This window comes from Mesorhizobium sp. B2-6-1, from assembly GCF_006440475.1.
In the GTDB taxonomy this organism is placed as follows: domain Bacteria; phylum Pseudomonadota; class Alphaproteobacteria; order Rhizobiales; family Rhizobiaceae; genus Mesorhizobium.
The window spans coordinates 122,914-148,755 of the sequence record NZ_VFUH01000009.1 but is presented as its reverse complement, the minus strand read 5'-3'; the positions used below and the strand labels follow the sequence as shown (position 1 = coordinate 148,755).

The window sequence follows — 25,842 nt, the reverse complement described above, 5'->3', positions numbered from 1 at the left end:
ACGGCTGGGATGAGAAGGAACGTAACCTACCATGCCAAGCATTCTCATGAGGCAATTCCCGGCAGCGCCACCGCGCTCGCCGCCTTCACCGCTGCACCGCTGCGCACCATGGCGATGGCTTTCTCCATGTCGGGATGGAAATGCCGGTCGTTGTCGAGATGCGGCACCTCCGCCCTGACCAATTTGCGCACCGCTTCGAGTGCGGTGCTGGAAGCGAGCGGCGCGTGGAAATCGCAGCCCTGGGTCGCGGCCAGCAACTCGATGCCGATGACGGCCGTGGCGTTCTCGACCATGCCGATCAGCCGGCGCGCACCATGTGCGGCCATCGAGACGTGATCCTCCTGGTTGGCCGAGGTCGGGATCGAATCGACGCTTGCTGGATAGGCCTTCTGCTTGTTTTCGGAAACCAGCGCTGCCGCCGTCACCTGCGGGATCATGAAGCCGGAATTCAGGCCGGGCTTCGGCGTCAAAAAGGCGGGCATGCCCGACAGCGCAGGGTCGACCAGCATGGCGATGCGGCGCTCCGACAGCGAGCCGATCTCGCAGACGGCGAGTGCGATCATGTCGGCAGCGAAAGCCACCGGCTCGGCATGGAAATTGCCGCCCGACAAGGCGGTGTCGTCCTCGGCGAAGATCAAGGGATTGTCGGTGACGCCATTGGCTTCCGTGCCGAGCGTGTCGGCCGCCTTGCGCAACACGTCCAGAGCGGCCCCCATCACCTGCGGCTGGCAGCGCAGGCAATAGGGATCCTGCACGCGCTCGTCGCCGACGCGGTGGGATTCGCGGATGGCGCTGCCGGCCATCAGACTGCGCAGCGCATTCGCCGTCTCGATCTGGCCGCGATGCTTCCTCAAGAGATGGATGCGCGGATCGAAGGGGGCGTCCGAGCCCCTGGCGGCGTCGGTGGACAGTGCACCCGCGACCAGTGCCGACTGGTAGAGAACTTCGGCCTCGAACAAGCCCGCCAGCGCGTAGGCGGTCGAGAACTGCGTGCCGTTAAGCAGCGCCAGCCCTTCCTTGGCGCCAAGGATGACAGGCTCCAGCCCATGCGAGACGAAGGCGACCTTGGCCGGGAAGCGGCCATGCGGCGTGAAGCATTCGCCGACGCCGATCATCACGGCCGTCATGTGTGACAGCGGCGCGAGGTCGCCGGAGGCGCCGACCGAACCTTGCGCCGGCACCACCGGGATGACATCGTTGGCCAGCATCGCTTCCAGCAGCTCGATGGTGCGCGACCGCACGCCGGAGGCGCCCTGCGCCAGGCTGGCAAGCTTCAAGGCCATCATCAGCCTGCAAACAGCGACCGGCATCGGCTCGCCGACGCCGGCGGCGTGCGAGAGCACGATGTTACGCTGAAGCGTTTCGAGATCCTGGGCAGGAATGCGGACGCTGGCCAGTTTGCCGAAACCGGTGTTGATGCCATAGACCGGCTCGCCCTTGGCGACGATGCGTGCGACAGCCTCCGCACTCGCCTTGATCTTTGGCCGGCAGGCATCGTCGAGCCTGGGCACGGCGCCGCGATAGATGGCGCGCCAGTCGGCCAGGGTCACGTTGCCGGGTTTCAGTACGAGTTCGGTCATTGTCCTCTCCAGATGCGCGCGTGCAAGGGGTTGAAGCCCATGCGGTAGACGAGTTCGGCAGGGCGCTCGATGCTCCAGATCGCTAGATCGGCGGATTTGCCCGCCTCCAGCGTGCCGGTCTGTCCGAGCAGACCCAGTGCGCGGGCGGCTTCGCGGGTCACGCCCGCGAGGCATTCATCGACCGTCATGCCGAACAAGGTCGCCGCCATGTTCATGGTCAGCAGCAACGACGTCAGCGGCGAGGTGCCGGGATTGTTGTCGGTGGCGACGGCCATCCTGACGTCATGCCTGCGGAATAATTCGATCGGAGGTTTCTTCGTCTCGCGAATAAAATAGTAAGCGCCGGGCAGGATCGTCGCCACGCTGCCCGATGCAGCCATTGCCGCCGCGCCTGCCTCATCGGTGTATTCGAGATGATCTGCCGACAGCGCGCCATAGCGCGCGGCAAGCTCGGCGCCATGCAGGTTCGACAATTGGTCGGCATGGAGCTTTACCGGCAGGCCAAGCGCCTTTGCGGCTTCGAAGACCCGTGCCATCTGCTCGACCGAAAACGCGATGCCTTCGCAGAAACCATCGACGGCGTCGGCAAGCCCGTCGGCAGCGATGGCCGGCAGGATCGTGGCGGCCATGAGATCGATAAAGGCGTCCTTGTCGCCCTTGGCTTCCGGCGGCAAGGCATGGGCGCCGAGAAAGGTCGTGCGGATCGTCACCGGGCGCTCGGCGCCCAGGCGGCGCGCCGCGCGCAGCGACTTTTTCTCGTTTTCCAGGTCAAGGCCATAGCCGGACTTGACCTCGACGGTGGTAGCACCCTCGGCGATCAGCGCATCCAGACGCGGCAGTGTCTGAGCGACCAGTTCGTCCTCACCCGCGGCACGCAAGGCCCTGACCGACGAGACGATGCCGCCGCCGGCCTTGGCGACCTCCTCATAGGTGGCGCCTGCCAGCCGCATCTCGAACTCGTTGGCGCGGTCGCCGGCATGGACGAGATGGGTGTGGCAGTCGATCAGGCCGGGCGTGATCCAGCGGCCCTCGCAATCGACGATCTCGGCACGCTGCTCGAACGCCGCCGGAATATCGGCTTCGGCGCCGGCATAGACGATGGTGCCGTCACGCGCGGCGACGGCGCCCTTTTCGACGACGCCCTGCCCTGCTGCCCCTTCGGCAAAAGTCGCCAGGCGCGCATTGCGCCATATGCGAACCGCCGCCGCCCGGCCTCTGCTTTCTCCAGCCATCATATTTTCCCTTTGAAAGGATGGCGTTTATGTATATACATATTAAAAAGCACCGCAAGTGCTATTGTCATCATAAGCCAGGATTCGGAGAACAACGTGACGGCGATCTTTGCGGAACAGGCGCTTCTGCCGGAAGGCTGGCGAAGCAATGTGCGCATCGCCCTGGGCGGAGGCCGCGTTGCGGCAATCGACGCCGGGGTTGCGCCGAACACCGGCGACGAACGCCACGCCATCGTCCTGCCGGGCATGCCCAACCTGCATAGCCACGCGTTCCAGCGCGGCATGGCCGGACTTGCCGAGTTGCGCGGCCCGTCGGCCGACAGTTTCTGGAGTTGGCGCGAGGTGATGTACCGTTTCGCGCTGTCGATGACGCCCGACCAGGTCGAGGCGGTCGCCGCCCAGCTCTATGTCGAGATGCTGGAGGCCGGCTTTTCGCGTGTGGGCGAATTTCATTATCTGCATCACGACCGCGACGGAAAGCCCTACGCCAACATTGCCGAAATGGCCGAGCGCATCGCGGCCGCCGCCGCAGAAACCGGCATAGGCTTGACGCTGCTGCCGGTCTTCTATGCACACTCTTCTTTCGGCGGCGCGGCTCCCAACGAAGGTCAGCGCAGATTTCTCAATGATGTTAACCGGTTCTCACGCCTGGTTGAGAAAAGTCGCGAATGCGTTCGCGCCTTGAATCAAGCGGTCATCGGCGTCGCCCCCCATAGTTTGCGTGCCGCGACGGTCGAGGAGTTGCGACAAGTCGCTGCGATGGCGCCGGACGGACCGATCCACATCCACGTCGCGGAACAAGTGAAGGAGGTCGAGGACTGCATTGCCTGGTCGGGGGCGCGTCCGGTCGAGTTTCTGCTTGGCCATGCCAATGTCGACCGGCGCTGGTGCCTGATCCATGCCACCCATATGACCGATGCCGAGACCATGGCGATGGCAAAAAGCGGCGCGATCGCTGGGCTGTGCCCGATCACCGAAGCCAATCTCGGCGATGGCATTTTTGCGGCGCCGCTGTTCGCGCAACATGGCGGCCGCTTCGGCGTCGGCTCCGATTCCAACGTGCTGATCGGGCTGCCGGACGAACTTCGGCAACTCGAATATTCGCAGCGTCTTGCCCACCGCGCCCGCAACGTGCTGGCGGTCGCCGGCGGCTCGACCGGCCGCGCGCTGTTCGACGCAGCGCTTGACGGCGGCAGCGTCGCCCTTGGCGCCGGCGCCTCGCGGATCGCCATTGGCGCATCCGCCGACCTCGTATCGCTCGACCACAGCCAGGCTTCGCTTGCCGGCAAGACCGGAGACGCGATCCTCGACGCCTGGATCTTCGCCAACGGCACCAAGGTCGATTGCGTCTGGGTGCACGGCCAAAAGCAAGTCAGCGGCGGCAGGCACGCCAGGCGCGACGCCATCGCGGCGTGTTTCCGCAATGTCATGACCGCGCTTTCGGCAGGCTGATCAGGGACAGCCCATGAGCATGGTGGCGACAGCGGAGACGGAGGGCGGCGAGACGGTGTCGCTGCATCAGCGCATCCTGTCGGACATAAGCGAGAAAATCCTGTCCGGCGCCTGGGCGCCGGGGCATCGCATCCCGTTCGAGCACGAGCTGACGGCCGAATATGATTGCTCGCGCATGACGGTGAACAAGGCGCTGTCGCAGCTTGCCAAGTCAGGACTGATCGAACGCCGCCGGCGCTCAGGCAGCTTCGTGCGTCAGCCGCAATCGCAAGCGGCGGTGCTGGAAATCCACGACATCAGGATCGAGGTCGAAGCGCTCGGCCTGCCCTATCGCTATGAGCGGCTGGCGCGCCTGAAGCGGCGCAGCAGCGCGCAAGACCGGTCGCTGCTCGGGCTTTCTGCCTCGGGTTGGGTACTATCGCTGGAATGCCTGCATTTCGCCGGAGAGCGGCCGTTCGCGCTCGAAGAGCGGCTGATCAATCTCTCCGCCGTCACGGAAGCCGGCGAGGAAGAGTTCCTCGACATTGCACCGGGCCCGTGGCTGATCGGCCGTGTGCCGTGGAGCGAGGCCGAGCATCGCATTCGTGCTGTTGCCGCCGACGAGCGTGTTGCCGATGCCCTCGACATCGGCCTTGGTGCGGCCTGTCTTGTGGTCGAGCGCCGGACATGGAGTGCCGAGCACCCGGTCACCCATGTGCGCTTCACCTATGCAGCCGAGAGCCACACGTTGGTGGCAAGATTCACGCCGTCACACGGATAGCATCTCTTCCCTTCTCCCCTTTTTGCCTCGCAAGGAAGGGGAGAAGGGAAAGCGCAGCGCCTCAGATCGCCGCGGTGATAATGATCTCGACCAGATATTCCGGACCGGCGAGCTTGGCTTCGCCGGTGGCGCGAACGGGCGTGTGGCCCTGGGGCACCCACTTGTCCCATTCCGAGTTCATCTCGGCGAAAGTACCCATGTCGGCCAGCCAGATGATCGCCTGGACGATCTTGGTCTTGTCGGTGCCGGCCTTGGCCAACAATTCGTCGATCGTCGCCAGAATATCGCGGGTCTGCGAGGCGACATTACCGCCCGGCTCCCCAACCTGGCCGGCCAGATAGACGGTATTGCCGTGAATGACGATCTGGCTCATGCGTGGGCCAACATCGATGCGACGAATGCTCATGGGAGTTTCCTTCCTTTGTGATCGCGCCTCTTTAAAGTTGGCACCGGCTTCGGGCAAGGCCGAGCGTTCCAAATCCCCTTGGACCAGCGGCGCCGGAGAGTCACGGCAAGTTGAGCCGGCAGCCACAATTCCGCTCGATTGGCTTGTTGACTAATGTAATAACATCACATATCCAATCGGCGCTGCCCGGCAGCCGCACTACCGCCCCACGGACCGTCAAATGACCGAAACCTGCCTGACATTCCGTGACCTGACGCTTGGCTATAACAGCCATCCGGCGATCCATCATCTGGACGGCATCATACGCAAAGGCTCGCTGACCGCCGTCGTTGGCGCCAATGGCTCGGGCAAGTCGACGTTGATGAAGGGTATCGTAGGCGTGCTGAAGCCGATGGCCGGCGCGGTGACACGGGCGCCAGGCGTGCGCGCCGCCTATCTGCCGCAGCAATCGGAACTCGACCGCAGCTTTCCGGCCCGGGTCGTCGACCTGGTCTCGCTCGGCCTGTGGCCGAAACGCGGGCTGCTCGGCCGCCATACCAAGGAGGATCGCCAATCCGTCAGCGAGGCGTTGATGGCGGTCGGCCTTGGCGGCTTCGAGACCCGCCCGATCGACACGCTGTCGGGCGGCCAGTTGCAGCGCACCTTGTTTGCCCGCGTGCTGTTGCAGGATGCGGATCTCATCCTGCTCGACGAGCCGTTCAACGCCGTCGATGCAAAGACGATGGGCGATCTTATTGCGCTGATCAAGCGCTGGCATGGCGAGGAACGCACAATCATGGTCGTCGTCCACGACCTCGACCTTGTCCGGCAGAATTTTCCCGAAACGCTGCTGCTGGCCCGCCAGCCTGTCGCCTGGGGCGAGACGAAGGAGACGCTGCGGCCTGAGAATCTCCTGCGGGCCAGGCGCTTCCATGAAGCGTGGGAAGAGAACGCGCCATGGTGCGAGCCGGGCGGACCCGATCATGACCATGACGGACATGATCACAATCATGATGAGCCTGCCCATGCACAGGATCGTCACCACCATCATGGCGCCGGACCAAGGGCTGCATGATGAACGTATTCTACGAACTCTTCATCGCGCCTTTCGCCGATTTCGCCTTCATGCAGCGGGCGCTGTTCGGCTCGCTGATGCTGTCGCTCGGCGCCTGTCCGGTCGGCGTGTTCCTGATGTTGCGGCGCATGAGCCTCTCGGGCGACGCCATGGCGCACGCGATCCTGCCGGGCGCCGCCGCCGGCTTCCTGCTTTACGGGCTGGAAATCCTGCCGATGACCATTGGCGGCCTGATCGCCGGCATCGTCGTTGCACTCGGCGCGGGCGCCGTCTCGCGATTCACCATCCAGCGCGAAGACGCCTCGATGGCCGCCTTCTATCTGATTTCGCTCGCCGTCGGCGTGCTGATGGTTTCGGTCCGCGGCTCCAGCGTCGACCTCATGCATGTGCTGTTCGGTACGGTGCTGGCGCTCAACGATGAAGCGCTGACGCTGATCGGCGGCATCGTGCTGGTGACGCTCGCCAGCCTTGCCATCTTCTGGCGGGCCTTGGTCGCCGAATGCCTCGACCCGCTATTCCTGCGCTCGGTCAGCCGGTGGGGCAGTCCGGTGCATTTCATTTTCCTCGGCCTCGTCGTGCTCAACCTCGTTGGCGGCTTCCAGGCGCTGGGCACGCTTCTATCGGTCGGGCTGATGATGCTGCCGGCCGCCGCGGCCCGTTTCTGGACCGTGCGCGTCGAACCGATGTGCGTGCTGGCCGTGCTGATCGGCTTTGCCTCCTGCATCGCCGGACTGCTTCTGTCCTACCACGCCTCGCTGCCCTCAGGCCCGGCGATCATCCTGTCGGCAGGCGTCGTCTATTTCGCCTCGATCTTGTTCGGCACACGCGGCGCGCTGCGCGCCCGCATCGTCCATCACCGTCATCGGACGGCCTGATCCATCCCCAGCCTCCAAGGAGACCGCCCATGTTGAAATCGATCCGCGCCGCCCTTACGATGAGCGTTATAACATTAACTGCTCTCGACGCGTCGTCGGCCTTTGCGGCGCCCTTGAAAGTGGTCGCAAGTTTTACCGTCATTGCCGATTTCGCCAGGAATGTTGGCGGCGACCGCGTCAACATCACCACCATCGTGGGACCCGACGGCGATGCGCATGTCTACGAGCCGAGCCCGGCTGATGCGGTCGCCATGGCGGGCGCCGATCTGGTGCTGGTCAACGGCCTGCATTTCGAGGGCTTTCTACAGCGGCTGGTCGATGCCAGCGCCACCAAGGCCTCGATCGTCACCCTGACCAAGGGCGTGGCGGCGATCGACTTCAAACCGGAATTCGCCGATGCGGACGCGGCGGAGGGCGCGGGTACCGGCGGCGGCAAGACGGTCACCGACCCACATGCCTTCCAGTCGATCGCCAACGCCAAGATCTATGTGAAGAACATTGCCGAGGCGTTCTGTGCGGCCGACAATGATGGCTGCGTCAGCTACCAGACCAACGCCGCGGCTTACACAAAGAAGCTCGACGCGCTCGAAGGTGAAGTGAAGGCGGCGATCCAGTCCATTCCCGAGGCAAAACGCGTTGTCATCACCTCGCATGACGCGTTCGGCTATTTCGAGCACGAATACGGCCTGACCTTCCTAGCGCCGGAGGGCGTCTCGACGGACTCCGAACCGTCGGCCGCCGACGTCGCCAAGCTGGTCGAGCAGGTCAAGCAGGACAAAGCGGCGGCGATCTTCGTCGAGAACATCACCAATCCGCGCCTGATCGAGCAGATCGCCAGCGAGACCGGCATCAAGGTCGGCGGCACGCTCTATTCCGACGCGCTGTCGCAGCCCGACGGCCCGGCCTCGACCTATGTCGACATGATGCACAACAACATCACGCAGATCAAAGGCGCGATCCTCGGCAGTTGAGCCGCTCCGACCCAACCGGGCCCTCGCGGCCCGGTTGGATTTTCCGGTCAGCACTCGCTATTTGGCAGAGAAATCCCTCGGCGTGGATTGCCGGCCGTGCCGGGGAGTGGCAAGACTGCCCAACCAGATTGCGAGGACACCACAATGGAATACCGCGAGATCAGCGAGGACTATTCGGTCTCGGGCCAGATCCAGCCCGAGGACGTCGCCGCCATCAAGGCAGCAGGCTTCAAGAGCGTGATCTGCAACCGGCCGGACGACGAGCAGCCCGGCCAGCCTTCGGCCGACACGCTCAAGGCCGCAGTCGAGGCTGCCGGGCTGGCCTTCCGCTACATTCCCGTCATCAGCGGCCAGATCACCGCGGAGAATGTCGAGGACCAGGGACAAGCGCTCGACGAGCTGGAAGGCCCGGTGTTCGCCTACTGCCGTTCCGGCGCCCGCTGCACCAATCTCTATGGGCTGATTCAGCAGTCGAAGGGTTAGATTGGCAGCGCGCCCGTCTCCTTGAGCGTCTCGAGCACAATCGCCGTCTTGACGTGCTGCACGGATTCGTGCGGCAAGAGCACGCCATTGACGAACTCCGACAATGATTTCAGGTCGGGCGTAACCACCTTCAGGATATAATCCATTTCGCCGGTCAGCGCGTGCGCCTCCTGCACTTCGGGCAGCCGCGCCACCAGTTCGCCGAAGCGCCGCGCATTGTCGCGGTTGTGAGTGGCCAAGGTCACCGAGATGACGTTGACCAGCGAAAAGCCCAGCCGGTCGCGGTCAAGCACGGCGCGATAGCCCTTGATATAGCCGTCCTCCTCAAGCCGCTGGCGGCGGCGCGAGCATTGCGAGGCCGAGAGGTTCACCCGCTCCGAAAGGTCGTTGTTGGTGAGCCGTGCGTCACACTGCAACAGCGCCAATATCTTGCGATCAAACTGATCAAGACGCGCATCATTCATGATACTTCCAAAAACCATGCACATTTCATGCATCATATAAACATTTCAAGCGTTTGAATGCAAGCACCGTGCGACCTGCCCGCGCTATGATGAGTTGAGATGGCCCATCCAGGCCAAGCCAGCTTCCGGAGGATTATCATGGGTCCCTTCCCGCACGACGCCCCGCCCGCCAAGATCAGCAAGACCAACCCTGCCGGCACCGACGGTTTCGAGTTCGTCGAATTCGCGCATCCGGAGCCGCGGAAGCTGGCCGAGTTGTTCACCCGCATGGGCTACGTAGCCGTGGCCAGGCATCGCACCAAGGACATCACTGTCTGGCGGCAAGGCGACATCAACTATGTCGTCAACGCCGAGCCCAGCTCGCATGCGATGAAGTTCGTCGACAAGCATGGCCCATGCGCCTCCTCGATGGCGTGGCGGGTCGTGGACGCCAAGCATGCCTTCGAACACGCGGTATCGAAAGGAGCCACGCCTTACGAAGGCGCCGACAAGACGCTTGACGTGCCGGCGATCGTTGGCATCGGCGGCTCGCTGCTCTACTTCATCGAAACCTATGGCGAGAGGGGTTCGGCCTATGATGCCGAATTCGAATGGCTGGGCAAACGCGACCCCAGGCCGGAAGGCGTCGGCTTCTATTTCCTCGACCACCTCACGCATAATGTCTACCGCGGCAACATGGACAAATGGTGGGATTTCTACCGCGACCTGTTTGGCTTCAAGCAGATCCATTTCTTCGACATCGACGGCAAGATCACCGGGCTGGTCAGCCGGGCGATCACCTCGCCCTGCGGCAAGATCCGCATTCCGCTCAACGAGTCCAAGGACGACACCAGCCAGATCGCCGAATATCTGAAGAAGTACAATGGCGAGGGCATCCAGCACATAGCGGTGGGCACCGACGCGATCTACGAGGCCACCGACAAGCTTGCCGCCAATGGGCTGAAATTCATGCCCGGCCCGCCGGAGACCTATTACGAGATGTCGCATGCACGCGTGAACGGCCATGACGAGCCGATCGAGCGCATGAAGAAGCATGGCATTTTGATCGACGGTGAAGGCGTGGTCGACGGCGGCACGACGAAGATCCTCTTGCAGATCTTCTCCAAGACCGTGATCGGACCGATCTTCTTCGAATTCATCCAGCGCAAAGGCGACGAAGGCTTTGGCGAAGGCAATTTCCGCGCACTGTTCGAATCGATCGAGCAGGACCAGATCAAGCGCGGCGTGATCAAGGTGCAGGCCGCGGAGTAGATCGATCCCGACCAGGCGGCTTGCGGTTCGATAAATTATGACCTAAATTATGGTCACAAAGGATCGAGCCATGAATGTTTCCATCGCCGAGGCCAAGGCCAAATTGTCGGAACTCGTCAGCCGCGCGGAAGCCGGTGAAGAGATTGTACTCACGCGCCACGGCAAGGTGGCTGCGCGTATCGTGCCTCCGGCAGCGGCGGAACCCTTGCCGCGTATCGGCGCGTTGAAAGGCAAGATCTGGATTGCGGACGATTTTGACGAACTCGGCCCCGAATGGGACGAGTACGTCAAATGATGATCGGCCCGTTTCTCGCCGATACACATATCATCCTTTGGTCGATTTCGGACGATCGACGTCTTAGCAAGCACTACCGCGCCATCCTGGCTTCGGAAGCGGTGGTGTTCGCCAGCGCGGCAAGCGTCTGGGAAATTGCCATCAAGCGCTCAATCAGAAAACTCGATGCGCCGGATGATCTGCCAACACTGCTTCCAAGGATGCAATTTCAGCCGCTCGCCGTCACCTTCCAGCATGCGAACGCTGTCGCCGGCCTACCCCACCACCATGGCGATCCATTCGACAGACTACTGATTGCGCAGGCGCAAATGGACAAACTAACCATCATGACATCCGACCCGCATTTCGCCCGCTACGACGTCGCCCTGACATAAGCAGTGGTCTCACAAACCCAGCCGTCCAACCTCCTCCTGCCTCAGCTTCAAATCATAATCGAGCAGGAACTCGTCGAGTTGCGGCGGCGCGACCGACGTGCCGGACAGCATCGCGTGCACCTGGCCGCGATGGTGGATGTCATGCAGGAAAACATGGGCGAGGATATCGCCGATCTTTTCCGGGATCATGCCGTCTCCACGCCGGTCAGTGATGACATGGCGGTCGAGGTCGGCTTCCAACAAGGCATCGCAGAAGGTGATCAGCTTGCGGTCGAACTTGATCTGGGCCACTGACAAGTCGGCTGCGCTATCGAACGGCACGAAATCATCGTACACCGCGGCGCCGATACCGCCCTGCTCCAGAAAATCGAGATAGAGAAGATCGACCGCAAGGATGTGGTTGAGCGTCGCCCTTATCGACGGGAAGAAGCTGATGCGATTGGCTTCGAATTCACCAGGCCCCAGCATAAGCACGGCGCGGTAGAGCCGGTCGTTCGACCAGCGATTGTTGCGGGCCATGCGGCGCAGATGATCAAGCAGGTTCATCCTTCAACTTTTTGCGCTCTCACCCTTCATATTTCTCGACCGTCTGCTCGATGGCGCCGAAGATCGAATGCCCGGCCTTATCCTTCATCTCTATGCGCACCGTGTCGCCGAAATGCAGGAACGGCGTCTTCGGCTCGCCTGTCTCGATGGTCTCGATCATGCGCAGTTCGGCGATGCAGGAATAACCCGCGCCGCCGGCCGAGACAGGTTTGCCAGGCTCACCGCCGAGCTTGTTGGAGACGGTGCCGGAGCCGATGATGGTGCCGGCCGCCAGCGGCCGTGTTTTCGCCGCGTGCACGATGAGCGCGGGGAAATCGAACGTCATGTCGACGCCGGCATTCGCCCGGCCGAAAGGTTTGCCGTTGAGGTCGGCAAGCAGCGGCAGGCTGACCTTGCCGCCATCCCAGGCCTCGCCCAACTCGTCCGGCGTCACCGCGACCGGCGAGAAGGCCGAGGACGGCTTGGATTGAAAGAAGCCGAACCCCTTGGCGAGTTCCGGTCCGGTAATGGCACGCAGCGTCACGTCGTTGACCAGCATCATCAGTCGAATCGCCTCCCGCGCTTTTTCAAGGCCAGCGCCCATCGGCACATCATCGACAACGACCGCGACTTCCGCCTCCATGTCGATGCCAAAGGCCTCGTCGGCCATGCGGATCGGGTCTCGCGGCGGGATGAAGCTGTCGGAGCCGCCCTGATAGATCAGCGGGTCGGTCCAGAAGCTTGCCGGCATTTCGGCGCCGCGTGCTTTTCGCACCAGCTCGACATGGTTCACATAGGCCGAACCGTCAGCCCATTGATAGGCGCGCGGCAGCGGCGAATGGGCATTATGTTCGTGAAAGCGCGCCGACGGCACCGCATTGCTCTCGAGCGACTCCGCCATTGCGGCCAAATGCGGCGAAATCCGCCGCCAATCGTCGAGCGCCGCCTGCAGCGTCGGCACCAGGAAGGAGGCATCAGTGAAGCGTGTAAGATCGCGCGAGACGACGACGAGCTTTCCGTCGCGCGTCCCGTTCTTCAATGTGGCAAGCTTCATGCGGTTTCCTCTCCTGACGCGGCCTTGCGCCGCAAGGCCCACAACAAGGCTGTTATGGGCAATCGTCAAGCCGCCGGCTCAACTTTCCTGAAGGCAGTTTTCCGGCGGCAGCGATCCTTCAGGACCAATCGCCCTCGGGCGTGCCATTGAAGCGCTTCTTCAGATCGGCCCAGCAGTCGATGTAATTGTCCTGCCTGGTGTCGAGTTCGGCGGCGTAGCGGGTCAGCATCTGCGGGAACCGGGTCTCGAACATGAAGGCCATGGTGTTGTCGAGCTTGACCGGTTTCAGATCCGCGCGCGAGGCCTTTTCGAAGCCAGGTGCATCCGGGCCATGGGCCAGCATCAGATTGTGCAGACTGATGCCGCCGGGAACGAACCCTTCTTCCTTGGCGTCGTACTGGCCGTGAATCAGCCCCATGAACTCGCTCATGATGTTGCGGTGATACCAGGGCGGGCGGAACGTATCCTCCGCCACCAGCCAGCGCGGCGGAAAGATGACGAAATCGATGTTGGCGGTGCCCTCCTCGCCGCTCGGCGCCGTCAGCACCGTGAAAATCGACGGATCGGGGTGGTCAAAGAGGATCGCACCAACCGGCGAAAACGCCGCCAGATCATATTTATAGGGTGCATAGTTGCCGTGCCACGCCACCACATCGAGGGGCGAATGGCCGATTTCCGTGACATGAAAATGTCCGCACCATTTGACGATCAGCCGGCAGGGCGTCTCCTTCTCCTCAAACCAGGCGCAGGGCGTCTTGAAATCGCGCGGATTGGCCAGGCAGTTGGCGCCGATCGGGCCGCGGTCGGGCATCGTCAGCTTGGCGCCGTAGTTCTCGCAGACATAGCCGCGCACTTCGGCATCGACCAGTTCGACCTTGAACACGAGGCCGCGCGGCAGGACCGCGATCTCGCCGGGCCTGAGCTCGATGACCCCCATCTCGGTGACGAAGCGCAAGGCGCCTACCTGCGGCACCACCAGCAACTCGCCGTCGGCGTTGAAGAAATGGTCGTCGACCATCGACCTGTTGGCGACATAGACATGCGCCGCCATGCCGGTCTGCCCAAGCACGTCGCCGGCGGTGGTGATCGAGCGCATGCCGGCGATGAAATCGGTCGGCTCCTTCGGCATCGGCACCGGGCTCCAGCGATACTGGCCGAGCGCCAGCTCATGATCGCCGACATTGGGCGCACTTTTCCAGAAGGGATAGCTCACCGACTTGAAGCGCCCGGTATGTCTGACGCTCGGCCTGATGCGGTAAAGCCAGGAGCGCTCATTGGTGCCGCGCGGCGCGGTGAAGGGCGAACCGGAGAGCTGCTCGGCATAGAGGCCGTAGGCCGGCCGCTGCGGTGAATTACGCCCGTGCGGCAGCGAACCCGGCAGGCTTTCGGTTTCGAAATCGTTACCGAAACCCGGCATGTAGGAAAAGGCCATCGCTTCCTCCTCGCGAATGCTTGACCAAATTGGTTTCATTTGTAACCATCCAAAATGTAACTATCAATGCCGTGCGCGGGCATTTCTCGACGGCTGGTCATGGAATCCGAAATCCTGGAACTCGAAAGCTTTCTGCCCTACCGGCTGTATCGGCTGGCCGATGCGCTGAGCCGCGAATTCTCTCGGATCTACAAGGAGCGTCACGGCCTCACACGGCCGGAATGGCGTACGCTTTCGGGGCTTGGCCAGCGCGGCACAATGACCGCGACGGAACTCGGCGCGCAGTCGGCGATGCACAAGACAAAGGTTTCGCGTGCCGTGGCGGAGCTTGAGCGTCGCCGCTGGCTCATCCGAACCACTGACGAGAACGATCGCCGCGTCGAGCACCTGGCGCTGACCAGAGCCGGACTTGCGGCCTATAGCGAGATGGTGCCACTGGCGAAGGCTTTCGAACGGGAGCTGCTGGCCCAGTTGAGCGCCGACCAGCAAGCCTCCATCGTCAAAGGCGTTGCGTCATTGGAAAGCGCGTTGGGTCTGAGATAGCGGCTATCGGCAGATAGAATATGAGACGGTGGCTCGACGCGACAGCGCCTTGAAGCAGAGACTGTCTGGCGGTCATTTTCGATCGCTGCTTGCTCGGTGGCGGATTTTCAGTGCTGTATGTCAGCCGGTGATCATCGACGGGCGAATTGGGGGGAAGGATGAAGTCGCTGCTCGCGAGGCCGGTGGCCGTGGTCGTCTTGCTGTTTGCCCGAGCCATCACCGCCGTGCGGCCGTTTTGGCATGAAGGCAGATTGCCTCGGCGTCGCTCGATCTTCTTTGCCAATCACTCCAGCCATGGCGATTTCATCTTGATCTGGGCTGTTCTGCCGCCGCGCCTGCGGCGGCGGGTGCGTCCCGTAGCGGGTGCCGACTACTGGCTGAAATCAAAAGTCCGAGCCTTCATCGGCCGTGACGTTTTCAATGCCGTCCTGATCGAGCGCAATCGCGACGGACGCACGATGGATCCTGTCGAAAGCATGGGAGAGGCGATAAGGGAAGGCTCTTCGCTCATTCTCTTCCCGGAAGGCACGCGCAACCAATCCGACGCGTCCTTGCAGCCATTCAAGTCCGGCCTGTTCCATTTGGCGGCATCGCACTCGGATTTCGAGTTGGTGCCGGTATGGATCGCCAATCTCAACCGGGTGATGCCGAAAGGGGAATTCGTGCCTATCCCGCTGATCTGCACGGTGACGTTCGGCGAGGCAATGCACCTGGCTGACGGCGAGAGCAAGGATATGTTCCTCGAGCGGGCACGCGGGGCGCTGCTGGCGCTGGCACCGAAAAAGGCAGCGGAATGAGCTCAACCCAATTCGATATGATGGTTCTCGTGCTCGGCGTCTGCGGGATCCTGCTCGTGGCCTCTTTCGTGGGGCATATCCTGGAGCGACGGCTGTCGCCGGAAGGCTCCAACCCAGCCATCGAGAACCTCAACGCCCGTATCAATGCCTGGTGGGTAATGGCGATCCTCATCGCCATAGCATTCATCGCCGGGCGGATCGGCGTCCTGCTTCTCTTTGGCTTCTGTTCCTTCGCCGCACTTCGCGAATTCGTGACGCTGACCAATACCCGGCGTGCCGACCACTGGGCGCTGGCCACAGCGTTTTTCGTCGTGCTGCCGGTACAGTATGTGCTGCTCTGGATCGAGGACTACGGGATCTTTTCTGTTTTCATCCCGGTCTACGCCTTCCTGTTGATGCCAATCATCTCAGCCACACGGGGCGACACCCAGCACTTCCTCGTTCGAATTGCCGAGGTGCAATGGGCGTTGATGATCTGTGTTTTCTGCGCCTCCCACGTCCCGGCTCTTCTGACGTTGCATATTCCCGGCTACGAGGGCCGCAATGTGCTTCTGATAGCCTTCCTTGTCATCGTCGTGCAATTGAGCGACGTACTGCAATATATCTGGGGAAAGGCGATCGGGCATACGAAGATCGCACCAAAGCTTTCGCCGTCCAAGACGCTTGAAGGTTTCCTCGGCGGCGTTGCAAGCGCCAGCCTCATCGGCGCTGGCCTGTGGTGGATCACGCCGTTCTCTCCGCTTCAGGCGGGCGCGATGGCCTTCCTGATCACGCTGATGGGTTTTTTCGGCGGCCTTGTGATGTCCGCCATCAAACGTGACCGCGGCGTGAAGGATTGGGGCCATCTGATCGACGGCCATGGCGGCCTGATAGATCGGCTGGATTCGGTGGTTTTCTCCGCTCCGATCTTCTTCCATCTCACTCGTTATTTCTGGTCACCGGGATGAGGCAGTGATGAACACGGGCGATCGCAGACCACTTGCAAGCCGCGACACGCGCTGGGCACAAGCGACGGCCAGACGTCTCGCCGCACTCTCCGTGACCCCCAACCAGATTTCGCAGGCCAGTATCCTCGCCGGCGCGCTGGCAGGCACGGCTTTCTGGCTTGGCGGGCAGAGCGGCGGCACTTCTCGTTTGCTGCTGTTGCTGGGCGCGGCGCTGTTTTGCCAACTGCGGCTGCTGTGCAATCTGTTCGATGGCATGGTCGCCGTCGAGGGCGGCAAGGCGTCGGCCGACGGGCCGTTCTGGAACGAGTTCCCGGACAGGCTCGCCGATATCTCCATCATGGCCGGCATAGGTTACGGCATCGGCATGCCTGGCCTTGGCTGGGCAGCGGCCTGTTTTTCGGTTCTCACCGCCTATGTGCGGGAATTGGGGCGGGCCAACGAGACGCCGAGCGATTTCACCGGACCGATGGCCAAGCCACATCGCATGGCAGTCGCAACCGTCGCGGCGCTGCTATCTACCGGAGAATTCCTTTGGAATGGCCACAACGAAGTCTTGACGCTTGCGCTCGCCGCCATTGCCATCGGCGCCGCCGCAACTGCGTTGCGGCGCGCATGGCGACAGGTGCGATGGCTGAAAACCAGGCGACCCTAGCATCGCCTGCCTCGAAGCCTGAGACTCCCGGCGCATCGATTACCAGTCCATCACCACCTTGCCCGAACTGCCGCTGCGCATCGCGTCGAATCCAACCTGGAAATCATCGATGCCGATGCGGTGCGTGATCAGGCCTGAGACGTCGAGCGGGCCCTGGACCAGCGCGATCATCTTGTACCAGGTCTCGAACATCTCGCGGCCATAGATGCCCTTGAGATGCAGCATCTTGAAGATGACCTTGTTCCAGTCGATCTCGAACCCGGTCGGCGCAATGCCGAGGATGGCGATCTTGCCGCCATTGTTCATGGTGTCGATCATGTCGCGGAAGGCGGGGGCTGCCCCCGACATTTCCAGGCCGACATCAAAACCCTCCGTCATGCCGAGCGCCGGCATCACGTCGCTCAGTTTTTCCTTGGAGGCGTCGACGACGTGCTGGACGCCAAGCTTGCGCGCAAGATCCAGCCGAACCGGATTGATATCGGTGATAACGACCTTCCTGGCGCCGACGCATTGCGCCACCAGCGCGCCCATGATGCCGATCGGTCCGGCGCCGGTGACCAGCACGTCCTCGCCGACCAGATCGAATGACAATGCGGTGTGAACCGCATTGCCCAGGGGATCGAAGATCGCGGCGATCTCGTCCGGCACATCGTCGGGGATCGGCACGACATTGTGCTGTGGGATCGCCAGGTACTCGCCGAAGGCGCCCGGGCGATTGACGCCGACGCCGAGCGTGTTGCGGCACAGATGCCCCCTGCCCGCGCGGCAGTTGCGGCAATGTCCGCAGACGATGTGGCCTTCGCCCGACACGCGTTGGCCGACCTTGTATTCGGTGACCGCGGCGCCGAAATCCGCGACGGTGCCGACGAATTCATGGCCGGTCACCATCGGCACGGGCACCGTCTTCTGCGCCCACTGGTCCCAATTGTAGATGTGGACGTCGGTGCCGCAGATCGCAGTCTTCTTCACCTTGATCAGGACGTCGTTGGGGCCGATTTCCGGCACCGGCACCTCTTCCATCCAGATGCCCGGCTCGGCCTTGGCCTTCACCAGCGCCTTCATCATGTTCGACATTCTTTTGTCCCTTGAATCTCTTGATCCGGAAGCGGTTTGCGGCGCCGGTCGCTCAGGAAATCACACCTAGTTCCTTGCCAACCGCACCGAAAGCCTCGACCGCCCGATCAATGTCGGCGCTGGAATGCGCAGCCGACATCTGCGTGCGGATGCGCGCCTGGCCCTTGGGCACCACCGGGAAGGAGAAGCCGATGACATAGATGCCGCGTTGCAGCATGCGCGCCGCCATCTCCTGCGCCAAGCTCGCATCGCCCAGCATGACCGGGATGATCGGATGGCCGGCGCCTGCCAGCGTGAAGCCGAGCTTCCCCATCTGTGTCCGAAACCGTTCCGCATTGGCATATAGGCGCTCGCGCAGGGCATCGCCATTGCGGATCATGTCGAACACTCTGATCGAGGCGCCGGCGATCGCCGGCATCAGCGTGTTGGAAAACAGATAGGGCCGCGAGCGCTGGCGCAGCCAGTCGACCACCTGTTTCTTGCCGGACGTGTAGCCGCCGGAAGCGCCGCCCAGCGCCTTGCCGAGCGTACCGGTGATGATGTCGACCCTGCCCTCGACGCCGCAATGCTCAGCCGAGCCGCGGCCGTTCCTGCCGACGAAGCCGACCGCGTGACTGTCGTCGACCATGACCATGGCATCGTATTTTTCGGCCAGATCGCACACACCCGCGAGATTGGCGATGATGCCATCCATCGAGAACACGCCGTCGGTGGCGATCAGCCGGAACCGGCAATCCTTCGCCTCCTTCAGCCGCGCCTCGAGATCCGCCATATCGTTGTTGGCGTAGCGGAAGCGCTTGGTCTTGGACAGCCTGACCCCGTCGATGATGGAAGCGTGGTTCAGCGCATCGGAGATGATCGCGTCCTCCTCGCCCAGAAGCGTCTCGAACAGTCCACCATTGGCATCGAAGCAGGAGCCGTAGAGGACGGTGTCGTCCATCCCGAGGAAGGACGATATCGTCGCTTCCAACTGCTTGTGCTCCTCCTGCGTGCCGCAGATGAAACGCACCGAAGCCATGCCGTAGCCGTAGCGGTCGAGCGCGTGCTTTGCCGCCTCGCGCAGGTCGGGGCTGTCGGCGAGGCCGAGATAGTTGTTGGCGCAGAAATTCAGCACCTTCTCGCCGCCGACCTCGATCTCAGCCGACTGCGTGGAGGAAATTACCCGCTCGGACTTGTACAGTCCGGCCGATCTGAGCCCCTCAAGTTCGCCGTCGATATGGGAGAGAAATGCTGCGGTCATGATCGTGCCTCGTTTGACGTGGGCCGACTGTCGTCCCGCACGCACAAAAAATCCACCGCAAAAGCGACCGGATCAGGTGGCTGGGTAATGTCGAACGGATGCCGCAGGCATGGCTCGAGGGACGATCCGGATCACATGGGCCGGCGAATGTTCAAATGCGGACCGGCCGCGAAAGAGGCCGATAACCATTTCGCGACCTTTAAGCCTTTCCCCTTGTCGGCCAGCTGTCGATTTCCAGTCCTGTTAATGTTTGCAGTTCAATGATGCTCATACAGGAATCCGTTGGCGAGAGGGCCGCCCCCCAAGATGTCGCAGCAGCCGGTGCAAACCGTTTCAGGCAAGCTCATACTGCTGATCAAGGCTGGTTATTGGCTGGCGCTGCTGATCATCGCCGCCATGGTGGTGGCTTCCTTCATCCTGCTGCAGCAGGTGATGGCCACCCAACGGCACAACCATACGCTGCTCGATATCGTCAGCACGCAAAAGACGCTGTCGCAGCGCATCGTCTTCCTCGCCGGTGCGACCGGTGCTGCTTCGCGCGACAAGCAGCCGGCGCTCGTCAACGCGCTCAAGCAGGCGACGGCGGAGTTCGAAACCAACTATGACCTGCTGCTCAAGCAGACGGCCGCCGATCCAAAGTCGCCGGCCAGGCTCGATCCGAAGACGATCGAGAACGTCCTTTTCGGCAAGCCTTTCCATCTCGACTATTTTTCCGTCGGGCTGGTCGCCAATGGCGAACGCCTGGTATCGGCCTTCTCGTCCCAACTCGCACTCGGCGACAATGGCGGCTACAAGGGCGGTTACGAGCGCGTCACCCTCGACGCCTCGGTCGCCAACGCAACATTGTCGGGCTATTCGGCGCTGGGCCAGCGCATCAGCGCTTTCGCCGACGAACGATCCGAAAAGATGCTCGATCTGCACCGCACGCTGTTTTACGCCACGATCGGCGTCATCGTTCTGGTGGCGCTGTTCATCTTCCGGCCCATGTCAAACGCGATCCTGCGCAAGACGCGCGAACTCGTCGATGCGCGCAATTCGATGGCCTTCATCGCCGTTCATGACGGGCTGACAGGTCTGCACAACCGCACATTCCTGACCGACCATTTCGACACGCTGATCAAGAGCGCGCATCGTCGGCGCGAACGTCTTGCGGTGGTGCAGCTTGATCTCGACCGGTTCAAGCAGATCAACGACACGCTCGGCCACGCCGCCGGCGACTATGTGCTGGTCATCACGGCCCAGCGCATGCGCGATTCCTGTCGGGCGTCGGATCTGTGCGTGCGCCTCGGTGGCGACGAGTTCGTGATGATCCTCAACGGCGCCGGCGGCAGCGAAGACATCAACATGCTGGCACGGCGCATTCTTGCGCACATCAACGAGCCGATCGTCTTCCAGGGCACGACCATTCTACCGGGCGCCAGCGGCGGCATCGCCGTCTATCCGATCGACGCCGACAACGCCCAGGACCTGCTGGTTCACGCCGATCTGGCGCTTTACTCCGCCAAGAAGATGGGCGGCGGCAATTTCTCGTTCTTCTCCGAGGAATTGCGTCGCGAACTCGATTATCGCAAGCAACTCGAGCACGACATCAAGGTTGCCATTTCACAGCAGGCATTCCAGGTCTATTTCCAGCCGCAGGTTTCACTGAGCGACGGCACGATCAGTGGCATCGAGGCGCTGGTGCGCTGGAACCATGCCGAGCGCGGCATGATCTCGCCTGGCGAATTCATTCCCGTCGCCGAGAAATGCGGTTTCATGCCTGATATCGGCCGCATCGTCATCAGCAAGGCGATCAACGAAGCCGCCGAATGGAACCGCGACGGCATTGCTTTCGGACGACTTGCGGTCAACGTATCCGGAACCGAATTGCGCGAGCACGACTTCGATGCTTTCCTGTTCGAGACGCTTGAGAAGGCTGGCCTGCCGCCGCAGAAACTGTCGCTGGAAATCGTCGAATCCGTCATTCTCGATGACGAGAAGACAGGCATCGCGGCAAAGCTACGCCATATCAGGGCCGCCGGCGTCCATCTTGAGCTCGACGATTTCGGCACTGGCTACGCGTCGCTCAGCCACGTCAATCCCAACGAGATCGACCGGCTGAAGATCGATCGCCGCTTCGTCCAGAACATCCATGAGAACGGTGACAACTCCAAGATCGTGCGCGCCATCACCGAGCTCGCGCGCGGCCTTGGTATCTCGATCGTCGCGGAGGGCGCCGAGACCGAAGCCGAACTCGATTCACTGATGGCCATCGGATGCGACCAGGTGCAGGGCTACTCCATCGCCTTCCCGATGCCGCAGGACAAAGCCCGTGACTGGCTGAGCGCCCGCATGCCGAAGAAGGCCAGGCTAACGGTGCTGCAGGGAAGCCTGGCGTAGGCAGCCCTCACCCGCGCTTGACAACTCATCACCGAGATGGCGCCCTGTGCAAACGGGTAGTTCCGATGCCGCTTCTGCTTGCTTTGCTGACCATGCTCGCCGCATTTCCCGCTTATGCAGTGGATCGCACCATCTATCTGACTTTCGATGACGGACCGCTGAACGGCACCAGCAACATCCTCGACGTGCTGGAAGCGCAGCAGGTGCCGGCGACGTTGTTCATGGTCGGCATGCATGCGCAGGCGAGCGCGGGCAACAAGGCATTAGTCAGACGCGCAAAAGCTCTGCCGCTGGTGACGGTCGGCAATCACAGCTACAGCCACGCCAACAACCGCTACCAGCATTTCTATGCCGATACGGAAGGCGTGGTGGCAGACATGCTGCGGGCCAACGCCGTGCTCGGGCTCGCTCCAGCGGTTCATGCGAGGCTGCCTGGGCGCGACGTGTTCAGACTGCCTTCAATGTCGAAGAACGACACCTCGCTCGGCCTTGCGCAGGAAGGCCGTGAGGAGCCGGACTATGAATTCGTCGCCGCTTCCGGCTTCTATCTCTATGGCTGGGACCATGAGTGGGTGCATGACGACACAGGCAAGCCGGTGCAGAGCGTCGACCACTTGGTCAGCGAGATCGATCACCTGTTCGGCTATGGCCGCTTCGTCAAGCGCGGAAAGATGATCCTGCTCATGCATGACGAGATGTTCCAGGACGGCTTCGACGGCAAGACGAAACTGACCAGGCTGATTACAGCGCTGAAGCAGCGCGGCTATGCTTTTGGGACAATCCAGAGCTATGACGACTGAGCGGGCGATCCCTAGAGCGCGTAGTGTCGAAAGAGATTACGTGGCGCGCCTGGACATCGTCAGCTTTCCACATTGGCCCGCAAGGTCGCCAGCACTTGCGCAAACTCCGCCAGCCTGTCGTCTGACAGGCCCACGCGCAGCCGCTTGTCGAAGGCAAGCGCCGCCTTGCGCAGTGTCTCGAACATCGCCTCTCCGGCCTCTGTCAATTCCACCAGATGGACCCGGCGGTTGACGGGGTCGCGGCGGCGCGTCAGCAATCCCTGCGCCTCCATCGCGTTTAGATGATGGGTGAGCGTCGCTCCCTGTATGCCGATCATTCCGGCAAGCTCACGCTGGTTGGCAAGCTTGCTCGATTTGACCGACAGCAGAGTAAGCCAGACGGGCAACGTGCCGCCCGCTTCAACCAACGCGGTGTCGAAGGCCTGTGCAACAAGCTTGGCGGTGCGGCCGAGATTCATGCCGACCGGCGGGCGTTCAAAGGGCGTCATGGCAGGACACTAGACGGTGTTTTCCACGGATGGAACTGGCACTCATTTATACATTGACATCTAACAGTTAGATCTCTAACTATTTAGGCGACGGCGGGCAAGAGAGGAGAGCTGGTATGCAATATGTCTACATCATCACCATCGGTCTTCACGTCATGGCGGGGGTGTTCTGGGCCGGCACCACCATCACGCTGGCGCGCGACCCCGAGATCCGGGCTGAACGCTTCATTGGACCGCAAATGGGAGCGGCCGGCATGGTGTTTCTCACCGGTGCGCTGCTCTGGTATTTTTTCCATGGTGCCTATTTCGGCTCGATGGAAATGGTGCTGGCCCTCGGCATCGTTGCCGCTTTCGCCGCGGCTGGAGTGCTCAGCGCCATGGTCCGCCGCACCAGCACGCAGCTTGTTGGCGCCGACGCGGCCACCGAACCTGCCCTGCGCGCGAAGATGGCCCAAGGCGAGCGAATCGCCGCCTGGCTGCTGGTTCTCACCGTGCTCTGCATGGCCACCGCCAGAATGTTCTGATCACGGATCGTACGGTGCCGGCGCAAGCAGGCGGCGTACGCGGCGCGCAACGAACCAAGGCAGCAGATGGCTCTCCTTGCGGAGGTTCCGTTGCGCGCCTCCTCGAAATTGTTAGCGACAGCAGCCTTTCAAATCCTTAGCCCGAACCGGATGCCGTCATAGATGGCGGCGTGGATGTTGCGCGAGGCGACGGCATCGCCGATGCGGAACAGCACGAAAGATCCTTGCGGATTGCGCTCGGGAAAAATGTCGCCGCCACTCACCAGCCGCTCATAGTCTATGGCGCCGCCGTTCGTCGCCAATGGCTTCAGCGAGAGATAAAGGTCGTCTAGCGGCGCCGTGCCATGCTCGACCACCACCTGGTCGACCCGCCGCTCGCCGCGCCAGCCGTCGGCGAAATCGGAGGCAAGCTCGGCAACCAGTTGATTGCCCTCGCGGCGCACCGAGCGCAGCCTTGTGTTGATAGTGATGGTGACCCCCTTCTCCTGGAAGGCGCGCATGTAGGGTACGTGGTTCATGCCGCCCATTTCCGGCGCGAAGAATCGCTCCGGCGAAACCAGTTCCAGCTTCGAACCGGCAGCCGCGACGAGTTCCGCAGCGCCCATTCCCTGATGGCCTCCATTGTCGTCATAGAGCAGCACGTTTTCAGCCGGCTTGACGCTGCCAGCCATGATGTCCCAGCTCGATGTGACAAGAGTGTCGCCCGCCGTCAGCGGCGGATTCTGCGGCAGTCCGCCGGTGGCGATCACCACGACATCGGGCGACAACGCCAGAACGTCGTCCTTCTCGGCCCAACTGTCGTAGCGGATCTCGACGCCGAGCCGGTCGAGTTCGGCCAACCGCCAGTCGACGATGCCGATCAATTCCTTGCGGCGCGGGTTCTGCGTCGCCAGCCTGACCTGTCCGCCGGCCTGGCCCGATGCCTCCAGCACCGTCACCTGATGGCCGCGCTCCGCGGCCACGCGCGCTATTTCCAGTCCGCCTGCACCAGCGCCGATGACGACGACTTTTCGCTTTGGTCCCTCGGCCTTGGTGATGATATGCGGAATGTCCGCCTCGCGGCCGGTCGCCGCATTGTGGACGCAGAGCGCCTCGCCGCCTTCGTAGATGCGGTCGAGGCAGTAGGTGGCTCCGACACACGGGCGGATTTCGTGCTCGCGCCCTTCCATCACTTTGCGGACGATGTGCGGATCGGCGATGTGGGCGCGGGTCATGCCGACCATGTCGAGCTTGCCGGCGGCGATGGCGTGGCGCGCAGTTGCGACGTCGGAAATTCGCGCCGCGTGGAAGGTCGGGAATTTCGTCGCCGCCCTCACCTCGCCGGCGAAGTCGAGATGCGGCGATGAGCGCATGCCGGTCACCGGAATGACCTTGGTCAGTGCCGCGTCGGTCTCGATCGAGCCCCGGATGATGTTGAGGAAATCGACCTTGCCTGATGAGGCAAGCCGCCTGGCGATCTCGACGCCCTCCTCTTTCGACAGGCCTTGCGAAAAATCCTCGTCGGCGACCATGCGTATGCCGACGACGAATTTTTCGCCGACGGCCGCCCGCACGGCGTCGAGCACCATGTCGGTGAACCGCAGCCGGTTGTCGAGCGAGCCGCCGAACTCGTCCTCCCGATGGTTGGTGGACGGAGACCAGAAGCCGTCCATCAGATGGCCGTAAGCCTCGAATTCGATGCCGTCGAGACCGGCGGCCTGGCAGCGCTGGGCGGCGGAAGCATAGTCGGAAACGATGCGTTCGATATCCCAATCCTCGATGGTCTTGGGAAAGGCGCGATGCGCCGGCTCCCGCACCGGCGAAGCCGACAGGACGGGCAGCCAGTCGGCCTTGTTCCAACCGGTTCGACGGCCGAGATGGGTGATCTGGATCATCACCTTGCATTCATGCTCGTGGCAGGCGTCGGTCAGTTCCGCGAGCCATGGCACGATCCCGTCATCATAGAGATGCAAATTGCCGAAGGCGGCCGGGCTGTCGCGTGAAACGATGGCCGAGCCGGCGGTCATTGTCAGCGCCATGCCGCCCTTGGCCTTCTCCGTGTGGTAGAGCCGGTACCGCGCCTTGGGCATGCCGTCTTCCGAATAGGCAGGCTCGTGGCTGGTCGACATCACCCGGTTCTTCAACGTCAGATGCTTGAGCTGATAGGGCTGGAGAAGCGGATCGTTGCTGGTCATCGTCTTCCTGCGGTTT

27 protein-coding genes are annotated in these 25,842 nt (G+C 62.4%); 16 read left to right on the top strand and 11 right to left on the bottom strand.

Annotated elements, in window-relative coordinates; genetic code table 11:
• Positions 1-44: 44 nt before the first annotated feature.
• Both hutH and hutI read right to left on the bottom strand, forming a co-directional pair.
• A complete protein-coding gene (gene hutH, locus FJ443_RS19445; protein ID WP_140557048.1) occupies positions 45-1,580 on the bottom strand; it encodes a histidine ammonia-lyase in 1,536 nt (511 codons plus the stop codon).
• A complete protein-coding gene (hutI, locus tag FJ443_RS19440) occupies positions 1,577-2,812 on the bottom strand; it encodes an imidazolonepropionase (protein ID WP_140631501.1) in 1,236 nt (411 codons plus the stop codon). Before hutI ends, hutH begins: the two co-directional genes overlap by 4 nt.
• 96 nt (positions 2,813-2,908) lie before the next feature.
• Between hutI and FJ443_RS19435 the strand changes: the two genes are divergently transcribed.
• Entirely contained in the window at positions 2,909-4,264 is a 1,356-nt protein-coding gene (locus tag FJ443_RS19435) for a formimidoylglutamate deiminase (protein WP_140646439.1), read from the top strand.
• Positions 4,265-4,277: 13 nt separating this feature from the next.
• Entirely contained in the window at positions 4,278-5,024 is a 747-nt protein-coding gene (gene hutC, locus FJ443_RS19430; RefSeq protein ID WP_140557053.1) for a histidine utilization repressor, read from the top strand.
• A gap of 61 nt (positions 5,025-5,085) precedes the next feature.
• Here the strand turns inward: hutC and FJ443_RS19425 are convergent, their stop codons facing one another.
• A complete protein-coding gene (locus FJ443_RS19425; protein WP_140631496.1) occupies positions 5,086-5,430 on the bottom strand; it encodes a RidA family protein in 345 nt (114 codons plus the stop codon).
• A 220-nt stretch (positions 5,431-5,650) separates the two neighbouring features.
• On the opposite strand from FJ443_RS19425, the gene aztA reads away from it, so the two are divergent.
• The 4 genes from aztA (at position 5,651) to FJ443_RS19405 (ending at position 8,813) form a co-directional block, all read left to right on the top strand.
• A complete protein-coding gene (gene aztA / locus FJ443_RS19420) occupies positions 5,651-6,484 on the top strand; it encodes a zinc ABC transporter ATP-binding protein AztA (RefSeq protein WP_140494152.1) in 834 nt (277 codons plus the stop codon).
• Entirely contained in the window at positions 6,484-7,359 is an 876-nt protein-coding gene (gene aztB, locus FJ443_RS19415; RefSeq protein WP_140631493.1) for a zinc ABC transporter permease AztB, read from the top strand. The genes aztA and aztB overlap by 1 nt, the downstream gene beginning before the upstream one ends.
• Before the next feature lie 29 nt (positions 7,360-7,388).
• Entirely contained in the window at positions 7,389-8,330 is a 942-nt protein-coding gene (aztC, locus tag FJ443_RS19410; RefSeq protein WP_140631491.1) for a zinc ABC transporter substrate-binding protein AztC, read from the top strand.
• A 144-nt stretch (positions 8,331-8,474) separates the two neighbouring features.
• Positions 8,475-8,813 (top strand): TIGR01244 family sulfur transferase, encoded by a 339-nt coding sequence (locus FJ443_RS19405; protein WP_140494156.1) that lies wholly within the window; start codon positions 8,475-8,477, stop codon positions 8,811-8,813.
• Here the strand turns inward: FJ443_RS19405 and FJ443_RS19400 are convergent.
• Positions 8,810-9,277 carry an Lrp/AsnC family transcriptional regulator gene (locus tag FJ443_RS19400; RefSeq protein ID WP_140515609.1) on the bottom strand — a complete coding sequence of 156 codons (468 nt, stop codon included), beginning with the start codon at positions 9,275-9,277 and terminating at the stop codon, positions 8,810-8,812. The genes FJ443_RS19405 and FJ443_RS19400 overlap by 4 nt on opposite strands.
• A gap of 138 nt (positions 9,278-9,415) precedes the next feature.
• Here FJ443_RS19400 and hppD point away from each other — a divergent pair, with 138 nt between their 5' ends.
• The 3 genes from hppD to FJ443_RS19385 all read left to right on the top strand — a co-directional run bounded on the left by hppD (position 9,416) and on the right by FJ443_RS19385 (position 11,197).
• Positions 9,416-10,528 carry a 4-hydroxyphenylpyruvate dioxygenase gene (gene hppD / locus FJ443_RS19395; RefSeq protein ID WP_140515607.1) on the top strand — a complete coding sequence of 371 codons (1,113 nt, stop codon included), beginning with the start codon at positions 9,416-9,418 and terminating at the stop codon, positions 10,526-10,528.
• Between the two features lie 70 nt (positions 10,529-10,598).
• Complete coding sequence (locus FJ443_RS19390; protein ID WP_023813589.1) at positions 10,599-10,823, top strand: type II toxin-antitoxin system prevent-host-death family antitoxin; 225 nt, start codon at positions 10,599-10,601, stop codon at positions 10,821-10,823.
• Positions 10,820-11,197 carry a type II toxin-antitoxin system VapC family toxin gene (locus FJ443_RS19385; RefSeq protein ID WP_140494162.1) on the top strand — a complete coding sequence of 126 codons (378 nt, stop codon included), beginning with the start codon at positions 10,820-10,822 and terminating at the stop codon, positions 11,195-11,197. Before FJ443_RS19390 ends, FJ443_RS19385 begins: the two co-directional genes overlap by 4 nt.
• A gap of 9 nt (positions 11,198-11,206) precedes the next feature.
• Here FJ443_RS19385 and FJ443_RS19380 read toward each other — a convergent pair whose 3' ends face one another.
• The 3 genes from FJ443_RS19380 to hmgA form a co-directional block, all read right to left on the bottom strand.
• Positions 11,207-11,743 carry a DinB family protein gene (locus FJ443_RS19380; RefSeq protein ID WP_140665413.1) on the bottom strand — a complete coding sequence of 179 codons (537 nt, stop codon included), beginning with the start codon at positions 11,741-11,743 and terminating at the stop codon, positions 11,207-11,209.
• Between the two features lie 19 nt (positions 11,744-11,762).
• Positions 11,763-12,776 (bottom strand): fumarylacetoacetate hydrolase family protein, encoded by a 1,014-nt coding sequence (locus FJ443_RS19375; RefSeq protein ID WP_140665410.1) that lies wholly within the window; start codon positions 12,774-12,776, stop codon positions 11,763-11,765.
• 118 nt (positions 12,777-12,894) lie between these two features.
• Positions 12,895-14,208 carry a homogentisate 1,2-dioxygenase gene (gene hmgA, locus FJ443_RS19370; protein ID WP_140515599.1) on the bottom strand — a complete coding sequence of 438 codons (1,314 nt, stop codon included), beginning with the start codon at positions 14,206-14,208 and terminating at the stop codon, positions 12,895-12,897.
• Positions 14,209-14,307: 99 nt separating this feature from the next.
• Here hmgA and FJ443_RS19365 point away from each other — a divergent pair, with 99 nt between their 5' ends.
• The 4 genes from FJ443_RS19365 (at position 14,308) to FJ443_RS19350 (ending at position 17,147) form a co-directional block, all read left to right on the top strand.
• The gene (locus FJ443_RS19365) at positions 14,308-14,751 is read left to right on the top strand and encodes a MarR family transcriptional regulator (protein WP_140494170.1); all 444 of its coding nucleotides are present in this window, start codon (positions 14,308-14,310) and stop codon (positions 14,749-14,751) included.
• Between the two features lie 158 nt (positions 14,752-14,909).
• Entirely contained in the window at positions 14,910-15,548 is a 639-nt protein-coding gene (locus FJ443_RS19360) for a lysophospholipid acyltransferase family protein (protein WP_140665407.1), read from the top strand.
• Positions 15,545-16,495, top strand: a complete 951-nt coding sequence (locus FJ443_RS19355; RefSeq protein ID WP_140494172.1) for a phosphatidate cytidylyltransferase — start codon at positions 15,545-15,547, stop codon at positions 16,493-16,495. Before FJ443_RS19360 ends, FJ443_RS19355 begins: the two co-directional genes overlap by 4 nt.
• 4 nt (positions 16,496-16,499) lie before the next feature.
• Entirely contained in the window at positions 16,500-17,147 is a 648-nt protein-coding gene (locus FJ443_RS19350; protein ID WP_181168490.1) for a CDP-alcohol phosphatidyltransferase family protein, read from the top strand.
• 39 nt (positions 17,148-17,186) lie between these two features.
• Here the strand turns inward: FJ443_RS19350 and tdh are convergent, their stop codons facing one another.
• Entirely contained in the window at positions 17,187-18,221 is a 1,035-nt protein-coding gene (gene tdh / locus FJ443_RS19345) for an L-threonine 3-dehydrogenase (RefSeq protein WP_140494176.1), read from the bottom strand.
• A 52-nt stretch (positions 18,222-18,273) separates the two neighbouring features.
• The gene (locus tag FJ443_RS19340; protein WP_140565147.1) at positions 18,274-19,461 is read right to left on the bottom strand and encodes a glycine C-acetyltransferase; all 1,188 of its coding nucleotides are present in this window, start codon (positions 19,459-19,461) and stop codon (positions 18,274-18,276) included.
• A 306-nt stretch (positions 19,462-19,767) separates the two neighbouring features.
• On the opposite strand from FJ443_RS19340, the gene FJ443_RS19335 reads away from it, so the two are divergent.
• Positions 19,768-21,840 carry an EAL domain-containing protein gene (locus FJ443_RS19335; protein ID WP_140494180.1) on the top strand — a complete coding sequence of 691 codons (2,073 nt, stop codon included), beginning with the start codon at positions 19,768-19,770 and terminating at the stop codon, positions 21,838-21,840.
• 65 nt (positions 21,841-21,905) lie between these two features.
• Positions 21,906-22,640: a polysaccharide deacetylase family protein gene (locus tag FJ443_RS19330; RefSeq protein WP_140665402.1), complete on the top strand. Its 735-nt coding sequence runs from the start codon at positions 21,906-21,908 to the stop codon at positions 22,638-22,640.
• A 59-nt stretch (positions 22,641-22,699) separates the two neighbouring features.
• On the opposite strand, the gene FJ443_RS19325 is transcribed toward FJ443_RS19330, so the two are convergent.
• On the bottom strand, positions 22,700-23,098 hold the full coding sequence (locus FJ443_RS19325; RefSeq protein WP_224619525.1) for a MarR family winged helix-turn-helix transcriptional regulator: 399 nt from the start codon (positions 23,096-23,098) through the stop codon (positions 22,700-22,702).
• Between the two features lie 146 nt (positions 23,099-23,244).
• On the opposite strand from FJ443_RS19325, the gene FJ443_RS19320 reads away from it, so the two are divergent.
• Entirely contained in the window at positions 23,245-23,652 is a 408-nt protein-coding gene (locus tag FJ443_RS19320) for a hypothetical protein (protein ID WP_140560537.1), read from the top strand.
• Between the two features lie 128 nt (positions 23,653-23,780).
• On the opposite strand, the gene FJ443_RS19315 is transcribed toward FJ443_RS19320, so the two are convergent.
• Complete coding sequence (locus FJ443_RS19315; protein ID WP_140560536.1) at positions 23,781-25,826, bottom strand: NADH:flavin oxidoreductase; 2,046 nt, start codon at positions 25,824-25,826, stop codon at positions 23,781-23,783.
• Between the last annotated feature and the right edge of the window lie 16 nt (positions 25,827-25,842).